Origin of the sequence: Arcicella lustrica, assembly GCF_034930985.1 — a bacterium.
Taxonomy (GTDB): Bacteria; Bacteroidota; Bacteroidia; order Cytophagales; family Spirosomataceae; genus Arcicella; species Arcicella lustrica.
The window spans coordinates 64,833-85,255 of sequence record NZ_JAYGIM010000019.1 but is presented as its reverse complement, the minus strand read 5'-3'; the positions used below and the strand labels follow the sequence as shown (position 1 = coordinate 85,255).

Below are 20,423 nucleotides of genomic sequence, written 5' to 3'. Positions count from 1 at the left end.
TATTTTTCGCTACATTTGTAGTGAAGCAAGATGGAGATTATGTATACATAAACTGGCGTGCAAGCACTTTTTGAGGAAGGAATCATTTTACAGAAAATACACATCAACCTAAAATATCACAGACCTATGGAAGCAAAGAAGCCAAAACAATCAGGACGACCTAGATTAGAAGATGCCTTGGAATGTGTTATTCCAGCGAGGTTCACCCAGACAGAATTTGAAGAGATTAAACAAAAATCAAAAGGTTTAAAAATGTCAAGGTCAGCTTATATTCGTTCCATGACGCTCAAAGGGAAGGTTCAAAATTTGTTTACGGAAGAAGAACAAAAAGCCAAAAAACAATTGATAGGTATTGCCAATAATCTTAATCAACTCTTGAAGCTTTGTCATATTCATGGCATAGAGAAAATGATAAAGCAAGTAAATCTACAGCTAGGAAATATTGATAAAATCTTAGATAAGTACAATCATGGTGGGGGTAGTGAGTGAAAAAGGAAAATCATTTGAAGGCTTAATTAATTACTTATTTGAAGGAAGACTAAAAGATAGAGGAAGTGCTAATAAACGCCCTGAAATCGTGGGTCATGCAGAAAATCTGAGAGTTCCTTTTGGAATAGAAGATAAAGTAGGTCGAAACAGGCTTATCTCAGATTTAATCAATCAAGCAAAACTACATCGCAATTATGGTGATTATAGCACGAAGTATGTTGGAGAGCATATTTTATCTTTTACGGAAGAAGACATTAAAAAATTAGGAAAAGACCAAATAAAAGAACTTTGCGAACAGTATGTAAAAGATGCTGGTTTAGATAAAACTCAATATGTAGCCATCTCACATGCTGATACAGAGAATTATCATATTCATGTTATCTTTAATAGGTGCCAGAATGATAAAACTCTGTATCCAGATTGGAAAGAAAAAGCAAAAACAGCAGAGAGAGCTATAGCGCTTGCTTTAAAATATGATTTAGGTTTAACAGATAAGCAAGAGCAAATGGCAGATAGTAAAGGAGTTTTGGAAATAAGGGCAAATCACAGAGATATTATAGATTTAGCCAAAAATCCAGTTCTCAATAGTATCAGAAATATAAAGCATTTAGAAAAAATCTGTGAAGCTCAAAACATTCCATTTTCACTAAAGAGAGACAAATTGAATGTCGGAAATAAGACCTTCAAGAAGCGAGATTTAGAGGCTGTGTTCTTTAGGAACCGTCAAATGAGCAAAGAAGAAAGAGACAATAGAAAAGCTAATGAGTATTCATCTCAAAAAAGAAAAATCAAACAAAAACCTGCCTATACCCTCAAAAAAGAAAAGATTAAAAGAAAAGCAGAAGAGCAGCAAAATCAAGAAAAGTGTAATATTGACCTGAACATTCCTGATGAACCATTACAAAGTATTCCTCAACCCTTAGAAGAAAATCTGGAGTTTAATTATAAAAAGGCATATGGTAAAAGTGATAAAGAAGAAAAAATGTACTATAAAAGAAGAAAAAGGCGTTAGTATTTTGAAAAATCAGTATTTAGCTCTATAGTTCCCTTAATAATTTGAATACTTCCTATGAATGAACAAACCAAAAATGCAGAGTTTATCAAAGTGATTGGTATTACACTTATTCCTGTACACCTCTTTTTCTTTTACTATCCATTGATGCGCAGAAGCCTACACATTTCATGGCTAGATCCTATTTATTTGTCATTAAATGGAAGGCTTTCCATGGTAAATTCTTCGATACTAATGAACACTTTAGCTGTTTTTATGCTATTAGTATATGCCATTACAACGCCAATAGGTAAAGATAAAGAGCTTAAAAAATCACAAATAGTCAGGAATACTAGCTTTGGTTGTTTACTTATTCTAATGAGTGCTTTCTTGTTTTATGTATTGCCTTATAACCAATGGGGATTTTACGTATACATAATAGGGTTGGGGATAGGATATTATTGCTACATGAGTAATATTGCTTTACTATTACAACTGGTTCAGCTCAATCAATCAGAGGAATTTAATGTTGAAAAGGAGACATTTCCTCAGATGCTAGAAAAAGTAGAAACAGCGCATAGTATTAATATCCCATATCATTTTTACTACAAACAAAAATGGCACAAGGGCTGGCTTAATTTTGTTAATCCCTTTCGAGCCATCTTAGTAGCAGGTTCCCCTGGTTCAGGAAAATCTTTTGGAACAATCAATTTAGCCATCCATCAATTGATTCACAAGGGTTATTGTTTGTACGTGTACGATTTTAAAATACCGACTTTAGCACTAGAAGTATTCAACGGGCTATGGCATTACAAAGAACTACTCAAACAAGAGTACGGGAGCATAGCCCATTGGGAGAAAAAGACAGGAAAGCTTTTTCCCAAGTATTATCAAATAGACCTTAAAAGCCCTCTTAAATCCAACAGAATCAATCCCATAGGTTCCAATTTAATCCTAGAGGTGGTAGATGCCGCAGAAAGTGCCAAATTTATCATGCAAGGCTTAAGAGGAACAGAAGGTGGGGGAGATGGGAGTAGTAAATTCTTCGACCAATCAGCAGAAAACTTATTAACGGCCTGTATATACTTTTTAAAACGAAAGTCTAATCAATATGGAAAGGAGTTTTGTAGCCTTCCCCATGTGGTAGAATTATTACAAAAGCCCTATGAAATACTCTTTCCACTTTTAATGTCCGATCCTTATGTCAGAAATCTCGCTTCAACCTTCAACAATGCTTTTGAGAAAGGCGTTTTTGAGCAGTTACAAGGCCAAGTGGATTCCTTAGTGATACCGATGGGACAATTAAGTGATCCCGGCATCTACTGGGCCTTTACAGGAGCAGATTTTGATATTAATATTTCTAATCCTAAAAACCCCTCTATTTTAGTGATTGGGAATGACCCAGATAGAGAAGATACCTATGGAATATTACTTTCACTACTCAATGGAAAACTCACCAAAACCATCAACAAAAAGAACCAATTACCATTAGCTGTTATTTTAGACGAATTACCCACTTTACCTTTTAATTCGGTTAGTAATCTGATTGCCACAGCACGTTCGAATAAAGTAGCCTGTATTTTAGGGATTCAAGACACTTCACAATTTGTACTGAGGTACGGACAAGAAAAAGCCAACATGATTATTAATATGGTTGGTTCTATTTTGACAGGGCAAATTCGAGGAGAGTTAGCCAAGACGATTTCTGAATGTATTGGGAAAATTAATCAAGAACAGGTTTCAGAAAGTATTTCAGCACAAGGAATTTCCTATAGTGTATCGACCCAGCTTAATGAAGCAGTAACCATTTCTACGATTGCCAATTTATCGCAAGGAGAGATGGTAGGAACCATTTCAGATGATTTTGTTGCACCACTCAAATACAAACGCTTTCACGGGAAAATAGATGCCTTAGCCCATGAAGCATCACCCACGACAAAAATGCCCATCAAAGAAATCCCAGATTTGAATCCAGCCTTTCGTTTAATGAAAGGCGAAACAGAAAGCGATAGAGAAATGCGAGTAAAAATTATGGTGAGAGAAAACTATGAAGCAATCAAAAAAGATTTAGTCCTCTTACAATATTTAGAGCTGATACGCTTTCAGTTTCAAAAGGAAGAAAGTCAAGATATTAATTTAGAAGTACTGGCAGAAGGAATGCTGAATTATATCATGAAAGTGAATAAATACCTCACCAAGGAAGGCTTAAGTCCTCAAGGAGAAGTATTTATGGATAAATTAGAAATCATGAATACCATCTTTCAGAACAATATTGCTAGTAAAATAGCCTTGTCAGAAACTGAAAGTCAGGATAGTTTAGTGGATGGAAAGATTGTGGCAGCTCCCAAGAAATTGTATAATGAATATACCTCTGAAGAAGCCCAAAACTTACAAACTCATTACAGAGAGTTTTTCCAAGTGTATAGCAGTGCTTCTGTTCAAAAACCGATGAATGATTATGAAAGTTATGATGGCGATGATTTTTAAGATTGACTCCACTTTCTCCAAAGCATTTCAAGGACACCCATGTTATTAACCACCAAGAATTTGCTAAAGAAGAGTATCACTAATTGAATGACACAATAGGAGAGGAAGAACTCATTAAAATACCCTTCTATATTGCTGTCAGACCAAAGCCAAATGCTTGTAATAATCATATTTTGAAGTAAATAAATGGTAAGACTTCTTCTACCAAAAGGGATGAAGAAAAGAGCCAAAGAATAGTACTTTTTAATGAGTAGATAAAAGCCAATGACAAAAGATGTAGATAAAGAAAGGATATAAGTAAAGAAGAATATTTTAACCAGAGGACTTCCATTTTCAAGTATAAAAAAGATAGTAGCTAACGCTAAAAACATCATTGATAAAGAAAACCACAAGAGCGTAAACCTTTTTCTAAGAATGCATCCTTCTAAATGAAAGAAGGAGATAAAAAAGCCTATTGAAGCCATTAAAAGCATTTCTAAGTGATAACAAATAGCAAAATATAAAGAATGAAGGTTTAGGTTAATACAGTATTTGAGATTAGCTAGAAAGATAGTTGAATCATGGAAATAGTCTTTTGAGTTACCCGCTTCTTTCATATCAAATGGAATATAATAAAGTGCCAAGAAGGTCAGGAAGCAAATGAATAGGAGGGAAGAAACAGGATATTTTGCTAAAATAGGACGAGCATAAAATAGTATTAAACCAATGATGGCATATTCTTTTAAAATATCTCCGTAGAAGAAAAGATTATTAAAAATTCCCAACAAAAAAAGCAAAAAAATTCTTTTAGCAAAAGCAGATGGCTTGTCTTTAGAAAGCTTAATCAATAGACCAAAACCATAGCCAAAGATGGCACTTAAACAGAACCATCCCTTATCGTTAATGAATAAAAGAATGGAAGAAAGAATAAGATTAGGCTGTATTGCATTAAAAACGGCAAAGGTGTTATATAACCCAATCCACAAAATAAAATAGCCACGAAGCGCATCAATGACGCTGTTGCGATTGTTCTTAGGATTCATGTATGATAGGTTTTAAGGGTAACTCAGTACTCATGTAGAGAGTACTGAGGAGTAAGTATATTGTGTGATTACTTCTTCAAAGACTTAGGAGTACTGATTTCATTTTTAGGTACTTCAAGCACTTCTTTCACAACCTCTTTTTTATCAAGGGAAATGGAAGGTGTTTTTTTTAAAAGTCCTGTATAGGCTGCATCCTCCAAGAGTGGAATTTTTAAGGCTTTTTCATTGGTTTTTGTCTCAGCACTTGGTACAACAGCTTGAGGTTCCCCTTTCTTAAAATTGAAAATGATACCTTTGTCAGCATCTAAAGTAATGTTAGCATCAAATAACTTACCTGTCTTATTGCTGGTAAGTCCTGTGAGGGAAACGGACTCCCCTACACGTAATTGATTTCTTTGCTCCTCAGTGAGTTCTAAACCCAACAATTTTTTAGGAACATCTTGGATGGGTTTAAGTTCCAAATGGCCATCTTTCAAGGAAACAGTGGCACTAAAGAGATTTCCTGTTTTAGCTGAGCGTAAATCGTATAGCAAAACAGTCTCTCCATTTTTAATTTGCTGTTGTTGCTCCTTGTCCAGTTTTACGCCCAATATTTCTTTAGGAATGGATAAATCAACTTTTTTAAAGCTTAAACCTCTGTTAAGCGCATCTACACTGACGACAGCATCCCAATTTTCACCACCATCTTTTGCGCTAAGTCCTTTTAAAAGAATAGGATTACCTTGTTTGAGGTTTTCTTTTTGTTGCTGGGTTAATGTTACACCAAGAATCGTATCAGCAACAGATAATTTAGAAGCACTCATGGTCGCCAAAGTATTAGTCTCTTTATCTAATGAAACATATTTAGGCGTAGCCACTCCCTTTTCGTCCACATAAATGACTCTATTGGCATTACCAAATTGCTGTAATTTATCAATATCCTCCTGACTTAAAAACTGCTTTAAGGCAGCTGGAATTTGTAAAGTTTGCTGTTTTTCAATAAAATGCAAAGTTGGTTTCTGCTCAGGATAGGTTAATACATACTTTCCTTGGCGACTTTCACCTTCAGGATTCATTTCAAGGAGAGGCGTTCTTTTCCCATCCATGAGGTTTTTCGCCATTTTACTTAAATCCCCGATTTCCTTGTAATCATTTTGAACGACAATCATTGCATTCTTTAAGATTTTCGCTAATTCTTCCGAAAGGGCTGTAATATTTTGCAGATGTTCTTTTTCATTAAATTGTGCCATGAGATGAATGTTTAAAAGGTTAAATTATACCTGATTGGCAGGCTTTGAGGAATTACTTTGTGTATTGGCTCCCGATTGAGGAAGTCCGTAAATTTTACTAACATGATTATTACCCCCGCTATTCCCGCCACCATCAGCACTATTGCCACTAGTCCTTGCCATTTCTGCTGCTTTAATAGTCCGAGCCGCTTCAGCGATAGGTTTACTAATGGTCTGTGCGGTTTTAAGGACAAGAAAACTAGTGGCTGCTACAAACGTTGAGCCAGAGATAGGAGAGTTGGTCATTCCTCCCGAAGCGCCACTGACAATTAAAGTCACCAAAGAGGGTGTTTTGAGGACAGCAAAACAGCCAATGATGGTAACACCGATGGACAGAAATACAGGAGTCCAATCAATGTATTGAATGGTATTATAAGCTTCTAGTGTACTATTAGCCGTCGCTAAAGACCCACCAATGATGGTTCCTCCAAGAATATGCGTGTTTTCTGCAAACTTAAGCAGTACATCATAAGCATTTTGGTCAGAAATGTTTTTAAGACGGTAGGCGATGGCTAAACACATATTTGCCACAGGAAACCAGAGTAATTTCCCGACATAGTTGGCATAAAAATTCTTCCAATTATCAGAAAAAGCATGAAAAACAGAAAGACCAATAGCGATAGGACCAAAGGCAATTAAAATGGCAAGATTAATATTTTGCATGGTCAGTATTGCTAGATAACTAATTTGCAAAGCCACATTAATTAAGGCATTGATAATGCCTACAATCATTCCTATCCACCATGAAACAGCAGTAAATAGCTTGACATTGTAATAAATATTAGAAACCGTTTGCTTGATAGTACCCAAACCATCACTAACGGCATTTTTTATATCATCCAGAAAGCCCTCATCTTGTTCTACAGGGCTGGTTGTACCATTGCCAGGTGTATTGTTGATATTATCCGCTTCAACTGCTTGATTGTCTTTTATCGTCTTCTCTAGGTCAATTTTGTATTGCTCCTCTAATGCTTGATTTTGCTCCATGTAGGAAATTGCCCAGCCTTGAGTAGAAGCACCAACGGGAGAGATTAGAAAATCACAAAGACTAAGGGTCGTATTATAGAAAATCAGTAAAAGAGCCAGCATAAATGGACGAACAAATGCTTCTAAGTGCGTTGCTAATCCATCTACTTCTCCACTGGCCATGATTCTCCACATTTTAATGCAAATCCAAAAGAGTGAACCGACTCCTGCGATGGTTCTACCCACGGCAATAAAAGGAGAAAATGCCGATTTTATATCGGAAGTAATCACATTGATTTCGGAAACAAGGGCTGAAATATCCATCGGTTTATTGGCTAAGTAAGAAGCTACAGGTTAAGAATTCAGCGCCTAAATCAGACTTTTTGTTATCATAATACACATTCAGTGTATCCCCATGAAAACTGATAGTATGTTTATGCGGGAAAAGTAATGGAAAGAAATAAACAGTGGAACTTTGATGGTCTATTTGATGAATCTTTCTATTCAAATAAAGAGCCTTTAGGATTGATACAACCGTATCTTTTTGATTTAAACCTCTTGTATCTGTTTTTTTAAGGATTTCAAAAGCACTGTTATCATCCTTGATTTTTATTTGATCAGTCCATTGGATTTCAGATACTTTAGTTCCATGGTCAATGAGTTGAAAAGTAGCCGTTGAATCGAAAATGTTCTTTAAGTCCAAGGTGATATATTTTTCATATCGATTGCCCAGCCAATTAGCAGTTTTCCCTTTATACCAGCGATAAATTTTATTTCCGTAACGGAAATGGGCTTCAATGCCAATGAGCTGAAAATTCTTAGCCGAATAGGCTTTAATGACATCTGAAGCAGTTTCTATCTTAGCATCGTTTACTTCAGATGTTGAAGAACAAGCTACAGTAAAGATTGATATGAGTAGGAGCGAGATTCGCTTTAAGTTAATGGTTTTCATAAGCATAAGAGTTAAGAGAATTAGATTTTAAAGGTTTATTTATCGAAATTCATCATTTTTCCAGCATCCATAGCACCAGAGTTTTTATAGAAATCAGAAACATTAAACTTATTGTCTTTACTAAACAGAGCAGTTTCATGTTGCTGTTTAAGGGTGATGAGTTCGGCATGAAGTTTATTGATTTCTGAATCAATTTTTGTGTACAAATCAACCTGTTTATTGATTAATTGAATTCTATCAATGTCGGATAATCGCCCTAATTTGGCATTGATTTCAACAGCTTGACCTTTCCCTTTTTCATTGGCAGAGCCACCAAATATTCCTCCAAGGTTTAGGCCTAAAGCATCTGATAGCGTAGAAACCATTTGGTCTTGAAAATTAGAGGCAAGTTCATCAATAGAATTTGAAAGACTTGATTCAAGGTTATTAAAGACGTTCCCAAGATTGCCACCAGACTGAAGTGTTTGGTAGAAATTATTCAAAGCTTGAGTATTGCCAAACTGAATAAGGTGCTGTTCTAGCACAGCGAGTTTGATTTGTTCTGAGCCATCGGAATTCTCAAACTCACTCTTTAAAGTACTGAGAGTCGTTAGTTGATTGGTGACTGACTGGGTAGCCGCATTAAAACTGTTTTCAATGCCCTTGGTATTGACCTGTGCGCCAAGTCCCGTACCTGTTTCTCCTTGATTGGTATAAGAGGCAGGGTTTGTATCAAAAGAGATTGGTGCAGTATTACCCTGTGTATTGGTAAAGGGTTGATAACGAGTATCTATGCTGATAATTCCTTGATAGAGACCATTAAACTTTGTGATGTATAATTGCTTTTGAAGGGGATTAATAAAGGGTATGATAGCCTGCTGAAAATAACTTTTTACTTGTTGTAAATGCGTTAAAACCGCTTGATTTCTCCCTCTGATATTCATGTCTTTTTCATAATAGTTCTTAATTAAGTCAGAAGGATTGTTGTTGTAGTTAAACTCAGCTATTTCAAGGTTTAGCCTCGTTTTCTCGGTTGAATTCATGCCAATGACATCCGCCGTTGTTTGATTTTCTGTTTTTAATTGAGAATTCGCAATTTCTTTATGGTCTCCCTCAATTTTACTCATCAGTTTTGATTGGATAACTTGTGCAATATTTTGCGCAAGGTTTGAAGGGTCAATCACTGCGGCATGGCCGGTAAAGCTTAATAAAATACCCAGTAGGAGGTAGTGTGATTTTTTCATCTTTTTATTATTTATGATTTAGAAAATAGGAAAACAGTTTTGCAAAAAAATAGGAATTACTGATGATAAAAAGTACAGGTAAAGTACATGAATTCAACAGGAAACAAATTTCAAGAAACGTAAAATGAGTCGATGCTTTCTCTTGTAAAAGTTCTTCTTTTTGCTCATCTGAGGCATTCTTTGAGGGAATTTTAAAATATTTAAGATGAAGCTTTAGCAGTACAAATCTTAGTTGCTTATAAAAACCAACAAAGGTCATTTTGTGTCTGCTTAGCCATATCAACCCCTGAAGAAAAAAAGCGATTAAAAAGTAAAGTATTTGCCCGAAAAATGGCTTTATACCATACACAGTTTCAATATCATTCAAAAGCGTAATGGCATAGAAATATGGAAGCACATATAGTCTATTATTCTTATAAATCAATAAATTGAGTTTCTGTGCAAGTGGCAATGAGAACTTCATCTCATCCCTGATGATTCCCCTTCTTTCTAAAAAGGCAATGAATGCAAAAAAGCATAAGGTGGTGAAAAGGTCTATATAAAAAACAGTCATAGTTTGTTTGAGGTAGCAGATGTATGTACAACAAAAGTAAAATAAAATTATATTAGTATATACTAAACTAATAAATTTATTTTCTATTGCTTTTGATGACGGGCAATAAAGAAGATATTTTCGATTTGTTGGGTTACTTAAGTGTAAAATTTTAGCTCATATATCTTTATATATGGCGATTATTCAAGTATATTTGAAATGTAATTTAAGATTTACTTGAATAATGATACATAGAACTCTTTTAGATGAGATACCGCATCTACTTTCATTTTTCCCTGCATTAGGTTTAGTTGGACCAAGACAGATTGGAAAAACAACCCTAGTGAAAACCTTATCTAATATAATATCCAAACCAATATTGTATCTTGATTTAGAGAATCTGAATGATTATGCTCTTTTAGAAAAAGATCCGCAATGGTTTTTGGAGCAAAACATTGATAAGCTAGTGGTAATTGATGAAGTGCAAAGAATGCTATCTTTGTTTCCGTTGTTAAGGTCTTTAATTGATCAAAAACCAGAAGGGGGGAGATTTATTTTGTTGGGTTCGGCATCTCCTGAGTTATTGTCGAAAAGTTCGGAGACTTTGGCGGGGAGAATTGTGTACCGGGAGTTAACATCAATAAGGTTTGACGAAGCACAGAAAGAAGGAATAGATTTATCAACACATTGGCTAAGAGGTGGTTTCCCGAAAGCTCTTCTAGCTCCTGATATGGGCTTATGGTTTGATTGGCAGGAATCATTTATTAAGACATATATTGAAATAGACCTTAGAATGTTAGGATTGAAAGCCTCACCTGTTGTTTTGCAGAAACTGATTCGCATGCTTACAACAATACAGGGATCTACCTTAAATTATACTAATTTGGGTAATTCTATGGGTATAACAGGGAGTACTTTACAAGGGTATCTTGATTATTTAGAACACTCCTTTGTTATTCGTAGATTACCTCCATACTATGTCAATGTTGGAAAGAGACTTGTAAAAAGTCCCAAACTCTATTTCAGAGATACAGGGATATTACACTATCTATCAAATATTATGAATTATGATGAATTGATTTCAAATATAGCCGCAGGACATTCTTGGGAGGGTTATGTAATTGAACAAATTATTGGACGTTTGGCAGGCAATGTTCAGGCATTTTATTATAGAACACAAAATGGGGCGGAAATAGATTTATGCCTTTTAAAAGGTAATGAAATGATAGTATCGTTTGAAATAAAACTATCAAATAACCCTTCGTCTAGTAAGGGAAATACGGAGGCAATTCAAGATTTGCAGACTAAACATAACTTTATAGTTACTCCCTCATCAAAAAACTATAAAGTAAATGAATATTGGGAAGTATGTAGCCTAAAAGCATTGTGGGAGCGCTTAGAACCGTTGAGGTTGTTGAAATAGTTATTATGGAATTACAATTACCATGACAGATTTATCAATCTGCTTATTACTTCCATTCCAATGATTTTTATTGATATAACAAATTTACCGCATGTACTAAAGTTCAATCAGGTTTATTAGGCCTACAGGGCATCAAAGAGTTTAAATTTTAGACCTACTTGAGCATTTGCTTTGATTTGCCGAGTAATCGCAGCGGTTGTTCCATCGGCATCAACTTTGGCGAAAACTGCTATTTTAGGAGAGAAAAACTTCTCTACATTAAAGCCAATTGTCAAGAATGGATAAGCCTTACCTTGACTAGCACCATTAGCTGTTCCATTACTAAGTAATTGAAATCCAGCACCTAATCCATATAAAAATCCGAGATATGAAAGATGATATTTTCCTTTCAGTAAAGTTGCTTCATAGCTGTATTTTAGTTGATAGTTTTTAAGTAAAGCGGTAGTATTATCTTGCATTTTCTCTTGTCTATAAGCAAAACCAATTCGATGATAATTGGATGTAGCAGTACCAAAACACAAGGATATGGCATAAAATCTATCACCTTGTTGCCAGTTTTGTGGGAAATTGTTATCCTCAAAAAGTAACGGTATTCCGCTTGAAACTTCAAGGTATTTTGTGCTTTTATTCCTGATTTGTGCCTGAGTGTCAGTTAAATATCCTGTTATCAAAATGGCTATCAAAACGTATGTTTTCATAATTTATTCATCTGATAGTAAAAGGTTTCATAGTCAACTTTAAGGTTCATATTACGGCTACCGTCTTTCTCTACAATGTCAATTTCAAAGTTTTTGTCTTTACCAATTGAAAACTTGGGCATCATAAACACAAAGTTGAAATAAGCACCAGCGTCTCCTAGTTTTCGTCCATCTGGAGCACCCTCTTGTTCGAGGTAAACGAAATTGGGTTTAAGTTCAATTTCTTGTGAAACTTCCTTTTTGCGCTTTGTTTTATCACGCACATAGAATTTTATGTACTCCAAGCCATAATCTAAGGGCGAGCTATTTTTCATGCTAATACATGCAATAATCTTCCCTTCCTTAGTAGCCAACTGTATGAGTTTGAACTGTACTTTTCCGACTTTATCAGCAATGTGTTGAATAGTATGTCTAGTTTTTGATAGCTCAATCATCTTTTTAGAGAAATGAATCATCTCCGTTTCCGTATAATAAGTATCGCTAAAGACTATTTTCTCTGGTCTATCGCTAACCTGTTTCTCAAAAGCATCATTTAAACCTGCTGCCATGGTAATATTGAGTTTATTGGGAGATTCGTTATAGGAAACCAGAAAACTATAATACTTTCCATCATGGGTAATGACAGTGACATTGGTTTCAAAAATGCCTATTTGAGCTGCTTTAAGCTTTAATACATTATCGACACCTTCCACTCTATCACAAATAATTCGGTTAGAACCAGCATCAAAATACTTAATGGGAGCATCAAATACAATATGAGTAGTCTTATAAAAAGCGACACTCACAGGATAACTCCCTTTGATGTTATGCTCTTTGAAGGTTAAGACCTTCTTCTGATTGGCGGAAGAAATAAGACCCGTAGAATCAGTTTTAATCAGGTTCAATGTCTGTGCTTCCATCAAGAGTGAAAACAGCACCAAACAGCAAGAGAGTAGATATTTCAGATTTTTCATAGATTAGTATTTGATTAAGAGGAAGAGTTGCTGTCCAGTTTTAATGCTAACTTTTACATCTCTAATTTTTGCATTGACATATTGATTAGCACCATTGAGGGACTGATTTACCAAAGAACCCACCACCTGATTGCCGACGGATTGGGCAAGACTTCCTTGGGGATTATAAACCAATAGCGGATTCATAGAGCCCAAAGTACTTCCTACATTTTGCCCCCAAGCATTCTTTTTCATTTCGTTTTCAGCATCAATACTTACTTTCAAGCCTAACAAGCCATCAAGATCCATTACCTGAGCGTTAAGGGCTTGATAAACATCATTTTTGATATAGCCCTCTACAGTAAGTAATAGTCTATCTCCCTGAATATGGCTTTTTGCCCCAATAATATCGCCCGCTTGATAATGAAGATTACCCAAGGATTTACTTTCAGTCAGCATGATTTTGACTGTTGTGTTATTACGTACTATTTTAGATTCTAATAATTTCCCTTTGATTAAAATATGTTGTTTACTCTTTCCTAAGTTGCTACTGGGATCAATGCCAATGGTTGGCATATCTTCTTTCATTTGATGATTAGCATAAAAGCGATTATTGACAGGTGATAAAAATGGATTATCCCATGCTGTGGATTGATCGTTTTTAGCTTTTAAATCATCATCACTAAAGCTAAATCCATCGTTTTTAGATTTTTCGGAGTCTTTATTAGCTCTAAGCGGAGTAGTCACATTGTTTTTAGGTTTATTGACCGTTTCTAATACTTTGATTCTTTCCTCCAATCGCTTAATGCTTTGAAGGTTTTTATCCTGATAAGAAGACCTATTTTCATTTGAATAAACCTTCTTCTTTTTCTCCAGTATTTTAGAAGAATCAACGTGAGTTTTTCCTAAATACTCAGGATTGTTCTCCCATGAATTGGGCGAATTTTGTGCTGGCTCGGTAGCCCAAAAACGCTCATTCTCCATTTCCTTTTTTTGATTAAAAGGTGTTTTTTCTTCAATCTTTTTATCAGCCGCAGGAATGTCAAAATTGATGGCTGAAAATTCATTTTCATGCGTTTTGGCAGTTCCATCTTTAGGAGGGAAGATGTACAAGTAAAATCCCACAAGAATCATATTGATTATCAGTGAAATAGGATATTTAAGAAAGCTTAAGTTAAAATACTTTTCCATATTGTTTAAAGGGTAAGAGCCAACTATAACAAAATTAGGGATTGAAAATGCCTTGAAATCTAAGGATTGACGGGGCTAATGACCACATCCTTTGTACCCCGACTATTGATTTCCTTATTGCCAATGACCTTCATTTTATTGAGAAAAAAGCCATAAAGATTATTATCCGTTCTATCTCTTTCTTCCATCGAAAATTCAGTCACTAGAAAACTTTCTTTGGTAACGCCCCCTTGTCCTCTGAGTAATACTTTCCCATAAAATCGCCCCATAGAACCTCTAAAGACAATGCTATCGACTTTGATATACTGAATGGCATTTCTTTGAACGATGTTATTATAATAGTTTTGACTATTGTAAAATTCGTACAATGGAATAAAGTCAGCATAGTAAAAACTCTTTTGGATATTGCTATGGATTTGCTGCTCATCTGGTTCTAAGCGAAAGAAAAGCTCATGGGCTTTAGCCACCATCGCCTTTTTGGCTACTAATTCAAAGCCATCATTATAAACATCATATACTTTACGGATCTCTCCATTTTTATCCATGATGTAGGGTTTAGGCTTTTGAGAAGTGACAGCATCTTTATACAAAACCATTGAAGTAATAATCAGGATGAGAGCAAAACTCAATACGCCAAAAACAAGGTATTTTCCTGTATGGTTAATGCGATCAATATCTCTGAGATACTTGATTTCAAAGCTTTTTTCTTTACTCATATTCATAGGAAATCATGCGAGGATTATGACTGATTTTAGAATTATAATTGAATTTTTCATCACAGAATTTGATAACTGCTTGAGGTGAGCCATTGAGCATCATCATTAATTCAGCGAGGTAATTAATCGTTAATTCAAAATTTCGGTTGAACTCCCTCAGATAAAGAAATTTGACTAAATTCTTCTCAGGAGCTTCGGTAGTATATGCCCAGTATTCTTTATGAGATAATAAAATGCCATAGACGCCATACACCTCATTTGTCCAAAGAATCAATAATTCTCTGAACCTGTCATCTGTTTTTAAATCACGATTAAGACTTAACAACATGGTAACATGTTTATCTTCCAAAGAAAGTACCTGAGCGATTTTATCAATCTTCTTCATGTACTTAGCCATAGAAAGAATAAACTTAATGTCTGACTGAGTAACGACTGTTTCTTTGATAATAGGAGAGGAGATGATGTCATCTAATTCCTGGGTTACCAAACCAATAGTTCCTTTAAACTTTCTAGCAGTTTTATAAACCTCTTTGATGTACTCTGCAAACATATCCGACATGATAGCCTTCCAAGCTTCTTCGATAATGAGATATTTTCTTTGGTTGAGCTTTTCTTTGAGAATCTCCTCATAAGTACCCATCATGTAAATGACGACGAGCGGGAAAAGCACTTTATTCCCTTTGATATTATCTAATTCAAAGACGATAAAACGCTCATTTTTAAGGTCAATTTGATAAGAAGCATTTAATACCTCTGCATAAATACCACCCACATGAAAAATCTTTAATACATCTAAAAAGTGGTTGATATCAAAAAGCTTAGAAGTGTTCAAATGCGGTAAATCCTTTTGTCTAAAAACACTCGCCATGTATTCATAATAGCTATTAAAACAAAGTGGAATGCTTTCGTTTTCCTCTCTTTTCTTTGTTGCTACATAATTGTAATAATAGCAAATGGATTGTAACACAATGTTTTCATCTAGTTTACTAGGCAGGTCATCTCCTTTCCAAGCTTTGAGAAGCATTTTTAGCATCATATCCAAACGCCTTTCGGAGGGCATTTCAGTATCAATCACAAAAGGATTAATTTGAATAGGTACTTCATCACCAAAAGAAAAGTAAGAACCTTTGAGATAATTTTTGCAAAGGTTTTCATAACTATGTCCTACGTCAACAAGCATCACAAATGCACCACTTTCTACTGCCCAGCGGACTAAATAATTCATGCTTACTGATTTTCCTGAACCCGTTGGTCCCAAGCAAAAGAAATTATACCCTGTAATGGCTTTTCGCTGTCTTGAATTACCACTTTCAGCAAATACATCAACAATTACTCTTGCCCCATTGCGATTGACAAGCGGCAAACCCAAGGCTGATTTCCCATCAAAGGCAAAGGTTTCTTCAAAGTTTAAAAAAGATGAACCCACCGCATCATAGGTCAAAATCATTTGGTCAGCACCGATGTTACCAGCATTGCCCGGCATGGTATTCATAAAGACAATGGGTAATTCTTCATTGGACTCAAAAGGAATTAAATCAACTTTTTTGAATCCATCATTGATTTGAGACTTGAATACTTTAAAATCTTCATAACTATGAGCATGCCAGAAAACTAGATTGGCATAAAAGCGAATAGGGGATAAGCGCCCAGATCCATCAATCAAGTTTTGAAGAAAGAGTTTGGTATCCTGTAAAGAGTGTTCATTTTCCTCTGAAAAGGAGAGAATTCCACTTTTTTGCTTGATAAGGCTTTGCAGAGATGACTTCACATTTTCAAGACTTTCTTTATAAATCACCACATTGTAAATACACTCTCCGTCTATTTTATGCGTAAAAGATTTACACAAGGCAGCAGGGAAAAAACTAATTTCAGTCGAAAGGTTTTTATCCCCCGTAAAACTTGAAATGGTATCGTTGATAGACAGGATGGAGTCAATTTGATAGATTCCACAGTATTTATCACCCACTTTCAAGCAGTTTTTATCAGGCAGGTAAATTACATCCTTGATCGCATCTTGAGTATCTTGGGTGAGCATCATGTATTTTTCACAGAGATTAAGATGGCTTTTAGTGCCTAATAAATCCTTCTCACTCACCAAATGAAAAGAAAAGTTCATGCCTTGTGCTAATGTTCTAAGAAAAATCTCAATACTGCTGGTAAATTTCTCAATAGACTCTTTTTGTATGTTCTTCTTTTCTACTTTGATAAGCGAACTAAAAATACCATTGGTAGAGAGCGTTTTCTTGGTAGGAGGAGTATTAACCAAAGTGAAAAATAGATAACTTTTGGTTTGCTTAAACCTTTTTTCAAAAAGTAAACGTTCGTTAGCTCCTCCAAGATAAGTTTCAGAGGAAGCTTGTAAGTTAATATCACCCTCAGCATAATCGTTAAAACAAAAAAATGTCTGCGCATGTAAAAGCGTATGAGCAGGAAGGCTCGAAAACGCATTTTTAAAATTGAGGTTAACTTGCTGATAGCTATCAGCTGATAAAGTATTTAGGTTAGCAAAAACACCTTCATAACATAAGGTTATATCACCATTTCGACTGAGTAAAGCCCCAAAATCAGTCGCACCGATAATGGGAAAGCTTTCTTTGTTATTAATAATCATAGAATAGATAATTAGGTTTAGCGGTGAAACAAGCTTAGAAACCAATACCTTTTTCAAGTAAGTACAAGAATAAGTACAAGAGTAAATACAAGGACTGAGTTTAAAACAATCTTATCTTGGTCATAGTAGGTCTTCCACCTGCTATTTTATGAACCCGAAAAAAATACTTTACCAACATCTTTTCATAACCGAAAGGCCCAATTTTTCTAAGAAAGATGAAAGAGAAAAAGCCAACACAAGCAACCGTAATGATTGAAAATAAAGAACCAATCAATAAATGCCCAATTTTAATAGCAATGATTAAACATACTAACATGGTTACTAGTAAGATAACAGCCCAAACAATGATTAAAGACATGGGGAAGCCTTTAAAATAAGGCGGTTGATTCACGCCTTTGTGGGTGTAATATTGGGTAATCATTTGCTAGAAAAATAAGATTTTCGAAAGCCCAACACCAATGAGGATGACTAATGAACCCATCAAAACACCCTGAAGGTTTTTAAAGGCTTGTTGATCGCCTTGTTTATACTTAAAACCAGCAGAGGTAATGCCTATGAGGAAAACTACACCCGAGATTGCCATGAGTAGTGTGGTTACACCATCAATGATACTTCTGATTTCTGTAGCCCCAGATTCAGAGGCGGAAGCCACTTTAGTCCCCCAATTAGATTGAGCTTGGATATAGCATCCATACAAAGAGAAGAGAGTAGTCAGCAGTAAATGCTTAACTTTTTGCTTGTTTGATTGCATGATAGAATAGATTTAGGGTTAAAAAATTTGCTCATAAATTCAGAAAGAAAACAATCACTGATTAATCATCGCATCAAACTCCACCTTTTCGGCTTGAATTTGGGTACGAGTATCTAATGATTTACCTAAAGAAGAAGGATTGTCAAACATAGATTCTTTGCTATGCTGACCACTGATAAAGTAATCATAGAAGAAGAAAACAGCCCAAGTACAGAGGGTTAAAGTTCCTACCCCTATTCCATATACGTTCCAGTTAAATAATAAAATTGAAGAATGATTCATAATTGTATAATTTTGAATTGACTATTTATATATCAAATATAATAAAAAAATAGATAAGTATATACTAAACTAATAAAAATGAAAGAAAATATTTTACAGTATTGTATTATCTTTTGCACTAAGTATAAAAAAACACTTTTGACTGAAGAGCTTCATGCAGATTTTTTGAATCTTACATATCGTTATTGTTATGAAAACTCCATAGCATTATTGTCATTAGACATTAGAGATAAACATACGGTTATCCTTGAAATAAGTACAGAGATAGCGATGGAGTCTCCTCATGTAATCATTACTAATTTAAAGGCATACTTGGCGGGAGAATTAAAAAAGAGTTATCCTCAGCTTAAATCAAAAACCCCAAGCCTTTGGACAAGGCAACATTTTATTCAAACGATAGGAGTAAGGAATGATGAATTAATGGAAGCTTTTGTATTCAATCAGAAAGGATTAAAAGATTAGCTTAGCGTTTTAAGATTAAATTTAAATATATATAATATAATCTTTTTGTTAGTTTGGTGGTAGTGTATTGAATAAATTAAACAAATTGTGTAATTTTACCAATATAACCACAATTCAATTCATATTACTTTTATGCAGATGGATTTATTGTCAGGTCTCAAAGAGCGATTCTTTGTGAGTGCTGAACAAATTGAAAAGATTAAGTTAAATGCTATTCATGATAGTATCCTTCATACAACTCCTTCAGAGAAACCAAGTTTGATTATTGTGGGTGGGCAATCAGGGAGTAAGAAGGAAGAGTTAATTCTTATGGCTAGAGAAGAGCTTGCTGGAAATTCCATGCTATTGTCAGCTGATACTTTACGTAACTACCATCCTAATGTTACTGAGATTAAGCAGGAATATCCTGATATGTTGCTGCCACTAACAGCAGATTTTACCAAAGAACTTTTGCTACATATTGAGGATTATGCCATTCAAAACCATTACAATGTTGTATTGGAAGCAAGTTTAGGTAATGCAGAAAAAGCAGTTCAACGATTAAGTAAATACAAAGAGCAGGCTTATGTGATAGCCTTGAAAGTACTATCCATCAATAAAATGTTTAGTTATTTGAATGCAGAAGAAGCATATGAACATCGGTTACTAACTGAAAAGAGCGGAAGGCTAGTATCTAAACAGTATCACGATCAGCTATGTAATAAGATTCCTCAGACACTTCAAACGTTATATGAACAGCAATTACTGGATAAAATAAGTATTTACCAACTTCATACTTTTGAAGAAAATGGGGTATTAAAATCCAAGCCAACCATCTTGGAAGAAAAGAAGGAGAAGGCTTTAGAAGCTTATTTGGATGAACAAAACAAAGATTTTACTTCGACAGAATTAGCTTATTTAAAAGAGAAAGCTCAAAAAGTAAAAGCCATGAAAGCAAATAGAGAAGCTAACTTTTTAGAGAAAGTACGTTTCGATTTTAACTTCAAGTTTATTTTAGAAGGTAAGGAAGGAAAAACTAAAAGTAAAAAGATGACGGCAGCGTGATTATTTGAAAGGATTGTTTTGTAAGCAGATAAACACACTCATTTAGCTTTTTTACTTGCCCGTTTTTTGACCAATAAATCAGCATCTTGTAATTTTCTACCTAAAGTATCATCATTGGCTAGGTTTAGAAAGTTTTTTTCTAAACCCAATACAAATAGTACTTGCAAGTATGCCCCCATCGTAACACTTGGTGTACCTTTTTCAATTAGCCATAATGTGGTACGACTAATATTAGCACGTTCAGCAACTTGTTCCGTACTCAAATTCCTTCTTAGACGAGCCAGTTTAATATCTTCTCCCAATTGAGCTAATATTTTAGCCGCAGTCGGTAATAATATAGTTGTTTTAGCATTCATAATGTTTGATATTATGAACAAATATCA

The 20,423-nt window shown here is 34.8% G+C and carries 20 protein-coding genes; 6 read left to right on the top strand and 14 right to left on the bottom strand.

Annotated elements, in window-relative coordinates; all coding sequences use genetic code 11:
* The first annotated feature begins 57 nt into the window (after positions 1 to 57).
* The 3 genes from VB798_RS21970 to VB798_RS21960 are packed head-to-tail and all read left to right on the top strand — an operon-like array spanning position 58 to position 3,967.
* On the top strand, positions 58 to 489 hold the full coding sequence (locus VB798_RS21970) for a plasmid mobilization protein (protein WP_323689393.1): 432 nt from the start codon (positions 58 to 60) through the stop codon (positions 487 to 489).
* The gene (locus VB798_RS21965; RefSeq protein ID WP_323689392.1) at positions 470 to 1,501 is read left to right on the top strand and encodes a relaxase/mobilization nuclease domain-containing protein; all 1,032 of its coding nucleotides are present in this window, start codon (positions 470 to 472) and stop codon (positions 1,499 to 1,501) included. The genes VB798_RS21970 and VB798_RS21965 overlap by 20 nt, the downstream gene beginning before the upstream one ends.
* Positions 1,502 to 1,558: 57 nt before the next feature.
* Positions 1,559 to 3,967 (top strand): type IV secretory system conjugative DNA transfer family protein, encoded by a 2,409-nt coding sequence (locus VB798_RS21960; RefSeq protein ID WP_323689391.1) that lies wholly within the window; start codon positions 1,559 to 1,561, stop codon positions 3,965 to 3,967.
* On the opposite strand, the gene VB798_RS21955 is transcribed toward VB798_RS21960, so the two are convergent.
* The 5 genes from VB798_RS21955 to VB798_RS21935 all read right to left on the bottom strand — a co-directional run bounded on the left by VB798_RS21955 (position 3,964) and on the right by VB798_RS21935 (position 9,398).
* On the bottom strand, positions 3,964 to 4,989 hold the full coding sequence (locus VB798_RS21955; protein ID WP_323689390.1) for a DUF418 domain-containing protein: 1,026 nt from the start codon (positions 4,987 to 4,989) through the stop codon (positions 3,964 to 3,966). The two genes, VB798_RS21960 and VB798_RS21955, sit on opposite strands and share 4 nt — an antisense overlap.
* Before the next feature lie 68 nt (positions 4,990 to 5,057).
* Positions 5,058 to 6,218, bottom strand: a complete 1,161-nt coding sequence (locus tag VB798_RS21950) for a DUF3945 domain-containing protein (protein ID WP_323689389.1) — start codon at positions 6,216 to 6,218, stop codon at positions 5,058 to 5,060.
* 24 nt (positions 6,219 to 6,242) lie between these two features.
* Positions 6,243 to 7,547, bottom strand: coding sequence for a hypothetical protein (locus tag VB798_RS21945; RefSeq protein WP_323689388.1), 1,305 nt, complete (start codon positions 7,545 to 7,547; stop codon positions 6,243 to 6,245).
* Positions 7,548 to 7,551: 4 nt separating this feature from the next.
* Complete coding sequence (locus tag VB798_RS21940; protein WP_323689387.1) at positions 7,552 to 8,175, bottom strand: hypothetical protein; 624 nt, start codon at positions 8,173 to 8,175, stop codon at positions 7,552 to 7,554.
* A 35-nt stretch (positions 8,176 to 8,210) separates the two neighbouring features.
* Complete coding sequence (locus VB798_RS21935; protein ID WP_323689386.1) at positions 8,211 to 9,398, bottom strand: hypothetical protein; 1,188 nt, start codon at positions 9,396 to 9,398, stop codon at positions 8,211 to 8,213.
* A gap of 776 nt (positions 9,399 to 10,174) precedes the next feature.
* On the opposite strand from VB798_RS21935, the gene VB798_RS21930 reads away from it, so the two are divergent.
* Entirely contained in the window at positions 10,175 to 11,353 is a 1,179-nt protein-coding gene (locus VB798_RS21930; protein WP_323689385.1) for an ATP-binding protein, read from the top strand.
* A gap of 122 nt (positions 11,354 to 11,475) precedes the next feature.
* On the opposite strand, the gene VB798_RS21925 is transcribed toward VB798_RS21930, so the two are convergent.
* From VB798_RS21925 to VB798_RS21890, 8 genes are all read right to left on the bottom strand, one after another.
* Positions 11,476 to 12,051 carry a hypothetical protein gene (locus tag VB798_RS21925; RefSeq protein ID WP_323689384.1) on the bottom strand — a complete coding sequence of 192 codons (576 nt, stop codon included), beginning with the start codon at positions 12,049 to 12,051 and terminating at the stop codon, positions 11,476 to 11,478.
* Complete coding sequence (traN, locus tag VB798_RS21920; RefSeq protein ID WP_323689383.1) at positions 12,048 to 13,004, bottom strand: conjugative transposon protein TraN; 957 nt, start codon at positions 13,002 to 13,004, stop codon at positions 12,048 to 12,050. Before traN ends, VB798_RS21925 begins: the two co-directional genes overlap by 4 nt.
* Before the next feature lie 3 nt (positions 13,005 to 13,007).
* Positions 13,008 to 14,174 carry a conjugative transposon protein TraM gene (traM, locus tag VB798_RS21915; protein ID WP_323689382.1) on the bottom strand — a complete coding sequence of 389 codons (1,167 nt, stop codon included), beginning with the start codon at positions 14,172 to 14,174 and terminating at the stop codon, positions 13,008 to 13,010.
* A 59-nt stretch (positions 14,175 to 14,233) separates the two neighbouring features.
* Positions 14,234 to 14,890, bottom strand: coding sequence for a hypothetical protein (locus VB798_RS21910; RefSeq protein ID WP_323689381.1), 657 nt, complete (start codon positions 14,888 to 14,890; stop codon positions 14,234 to 14,236).
* Entirely contained in the window at positions 14,883 to 17,501 is a 2,619-nt protein-coding gene (locus tag VB798_RS21905; RefSeq protein WP_323689380.1) for a TraG family conjugative transposon ATPase, read from the bottom strand. Before VB798_RS21905 ends, VB798_RS21910 begins: the two co-directional genes overlap by 8 nt.
* 100 nt (positions 17,502 to 17,601) lie before the next feature.
* Entirely contained in the window at positions 17,602 to 17,859 is a 258-nt protein-coding gene (locus VB798_RS21900; RefSeq protein ID WP_323689379.1) for a hypothetical protein, read from the bottom strand.
* 66 nt (positions 17,860 to 17,925) lie between these two features.
* Positions 17,926 to 18,252 carry a DUF4134 family protein gene (locus VB798_RS21895; RefSeq protein WP_323689378.1) on the bottom strand — a complete coding sequence of 109 codons (327 nt, stop codon included), beginning with the start codon at positions 18,250 to 18,252 and terminating at the stop codon, positions 17,926 to 17,928.
* Between the two features lie 54 nt (positions 18,253 to 18,306).
* Positions 18,307 to 18,534 carry a hypothetical protein gene (locus VB798_RS21890; RefSeq protein ID WP_323689377.1) on the bottom strand — a complete coding sequence of 76 codons (228 nt, stop codon included), beginning with the start codon at positions 18,532 to 18,534 and terminating at the stop codon, positions 18,307 to 18,309.
* A gap of 78 nt (positions 18,535 to 18,612) precedes the next feature.
* On the opposite strand from VB798_RS21890, the gene VB798_RS21885 reads away from it, so the two are divergent.
* Together VB798_RS21885 and VB798_RS21880 are read left to right on the top strand one after the other, a co-directional pair.
* Positions 18,613 to 18,996: a transposase gene (locus VB798_RS21885; protein ID WP_323689376.1), complete on the top strand. Its 384-nt coding sequence runs from the start codon at positions 18,613 to 18,615 to the stop codon at positions 18,994 to 18,996.
* A gap of 132 nt (positions 18,997 to 19,128) precedes the next feature.
* Positions 19,129 to 20,040 (top strand): zeta toxin family protein, encoded by a 912-nt coding sequence (locus VB798_RS21880; protein WP_323689375.1) that lies wholly within the window; start codon positions 19,129 to 19,131, stop codon positions 20,038 to 20,040.
* 38 nt (positions 20,041 to 20,078) lie between these two features.
* Here the strand turns inward: VB798_RS21880 and VB798_RS21875 are convergent, their stop codons facing one another.
* On the bottom strand, positions 20,079 to 20,396 hold the full coding sequence (locus tag VB798_RS21875; protein WP_323327697.1) for a helix-turn-helix domain-containing protein: 318 nt from the start codon (positions 20,394 to 20,396) through the stop codon (positions 20,079 to 20,081).
* Between the last annotated feature and the right edge of the window lie 27 nt (positions 20,397 to 20,423).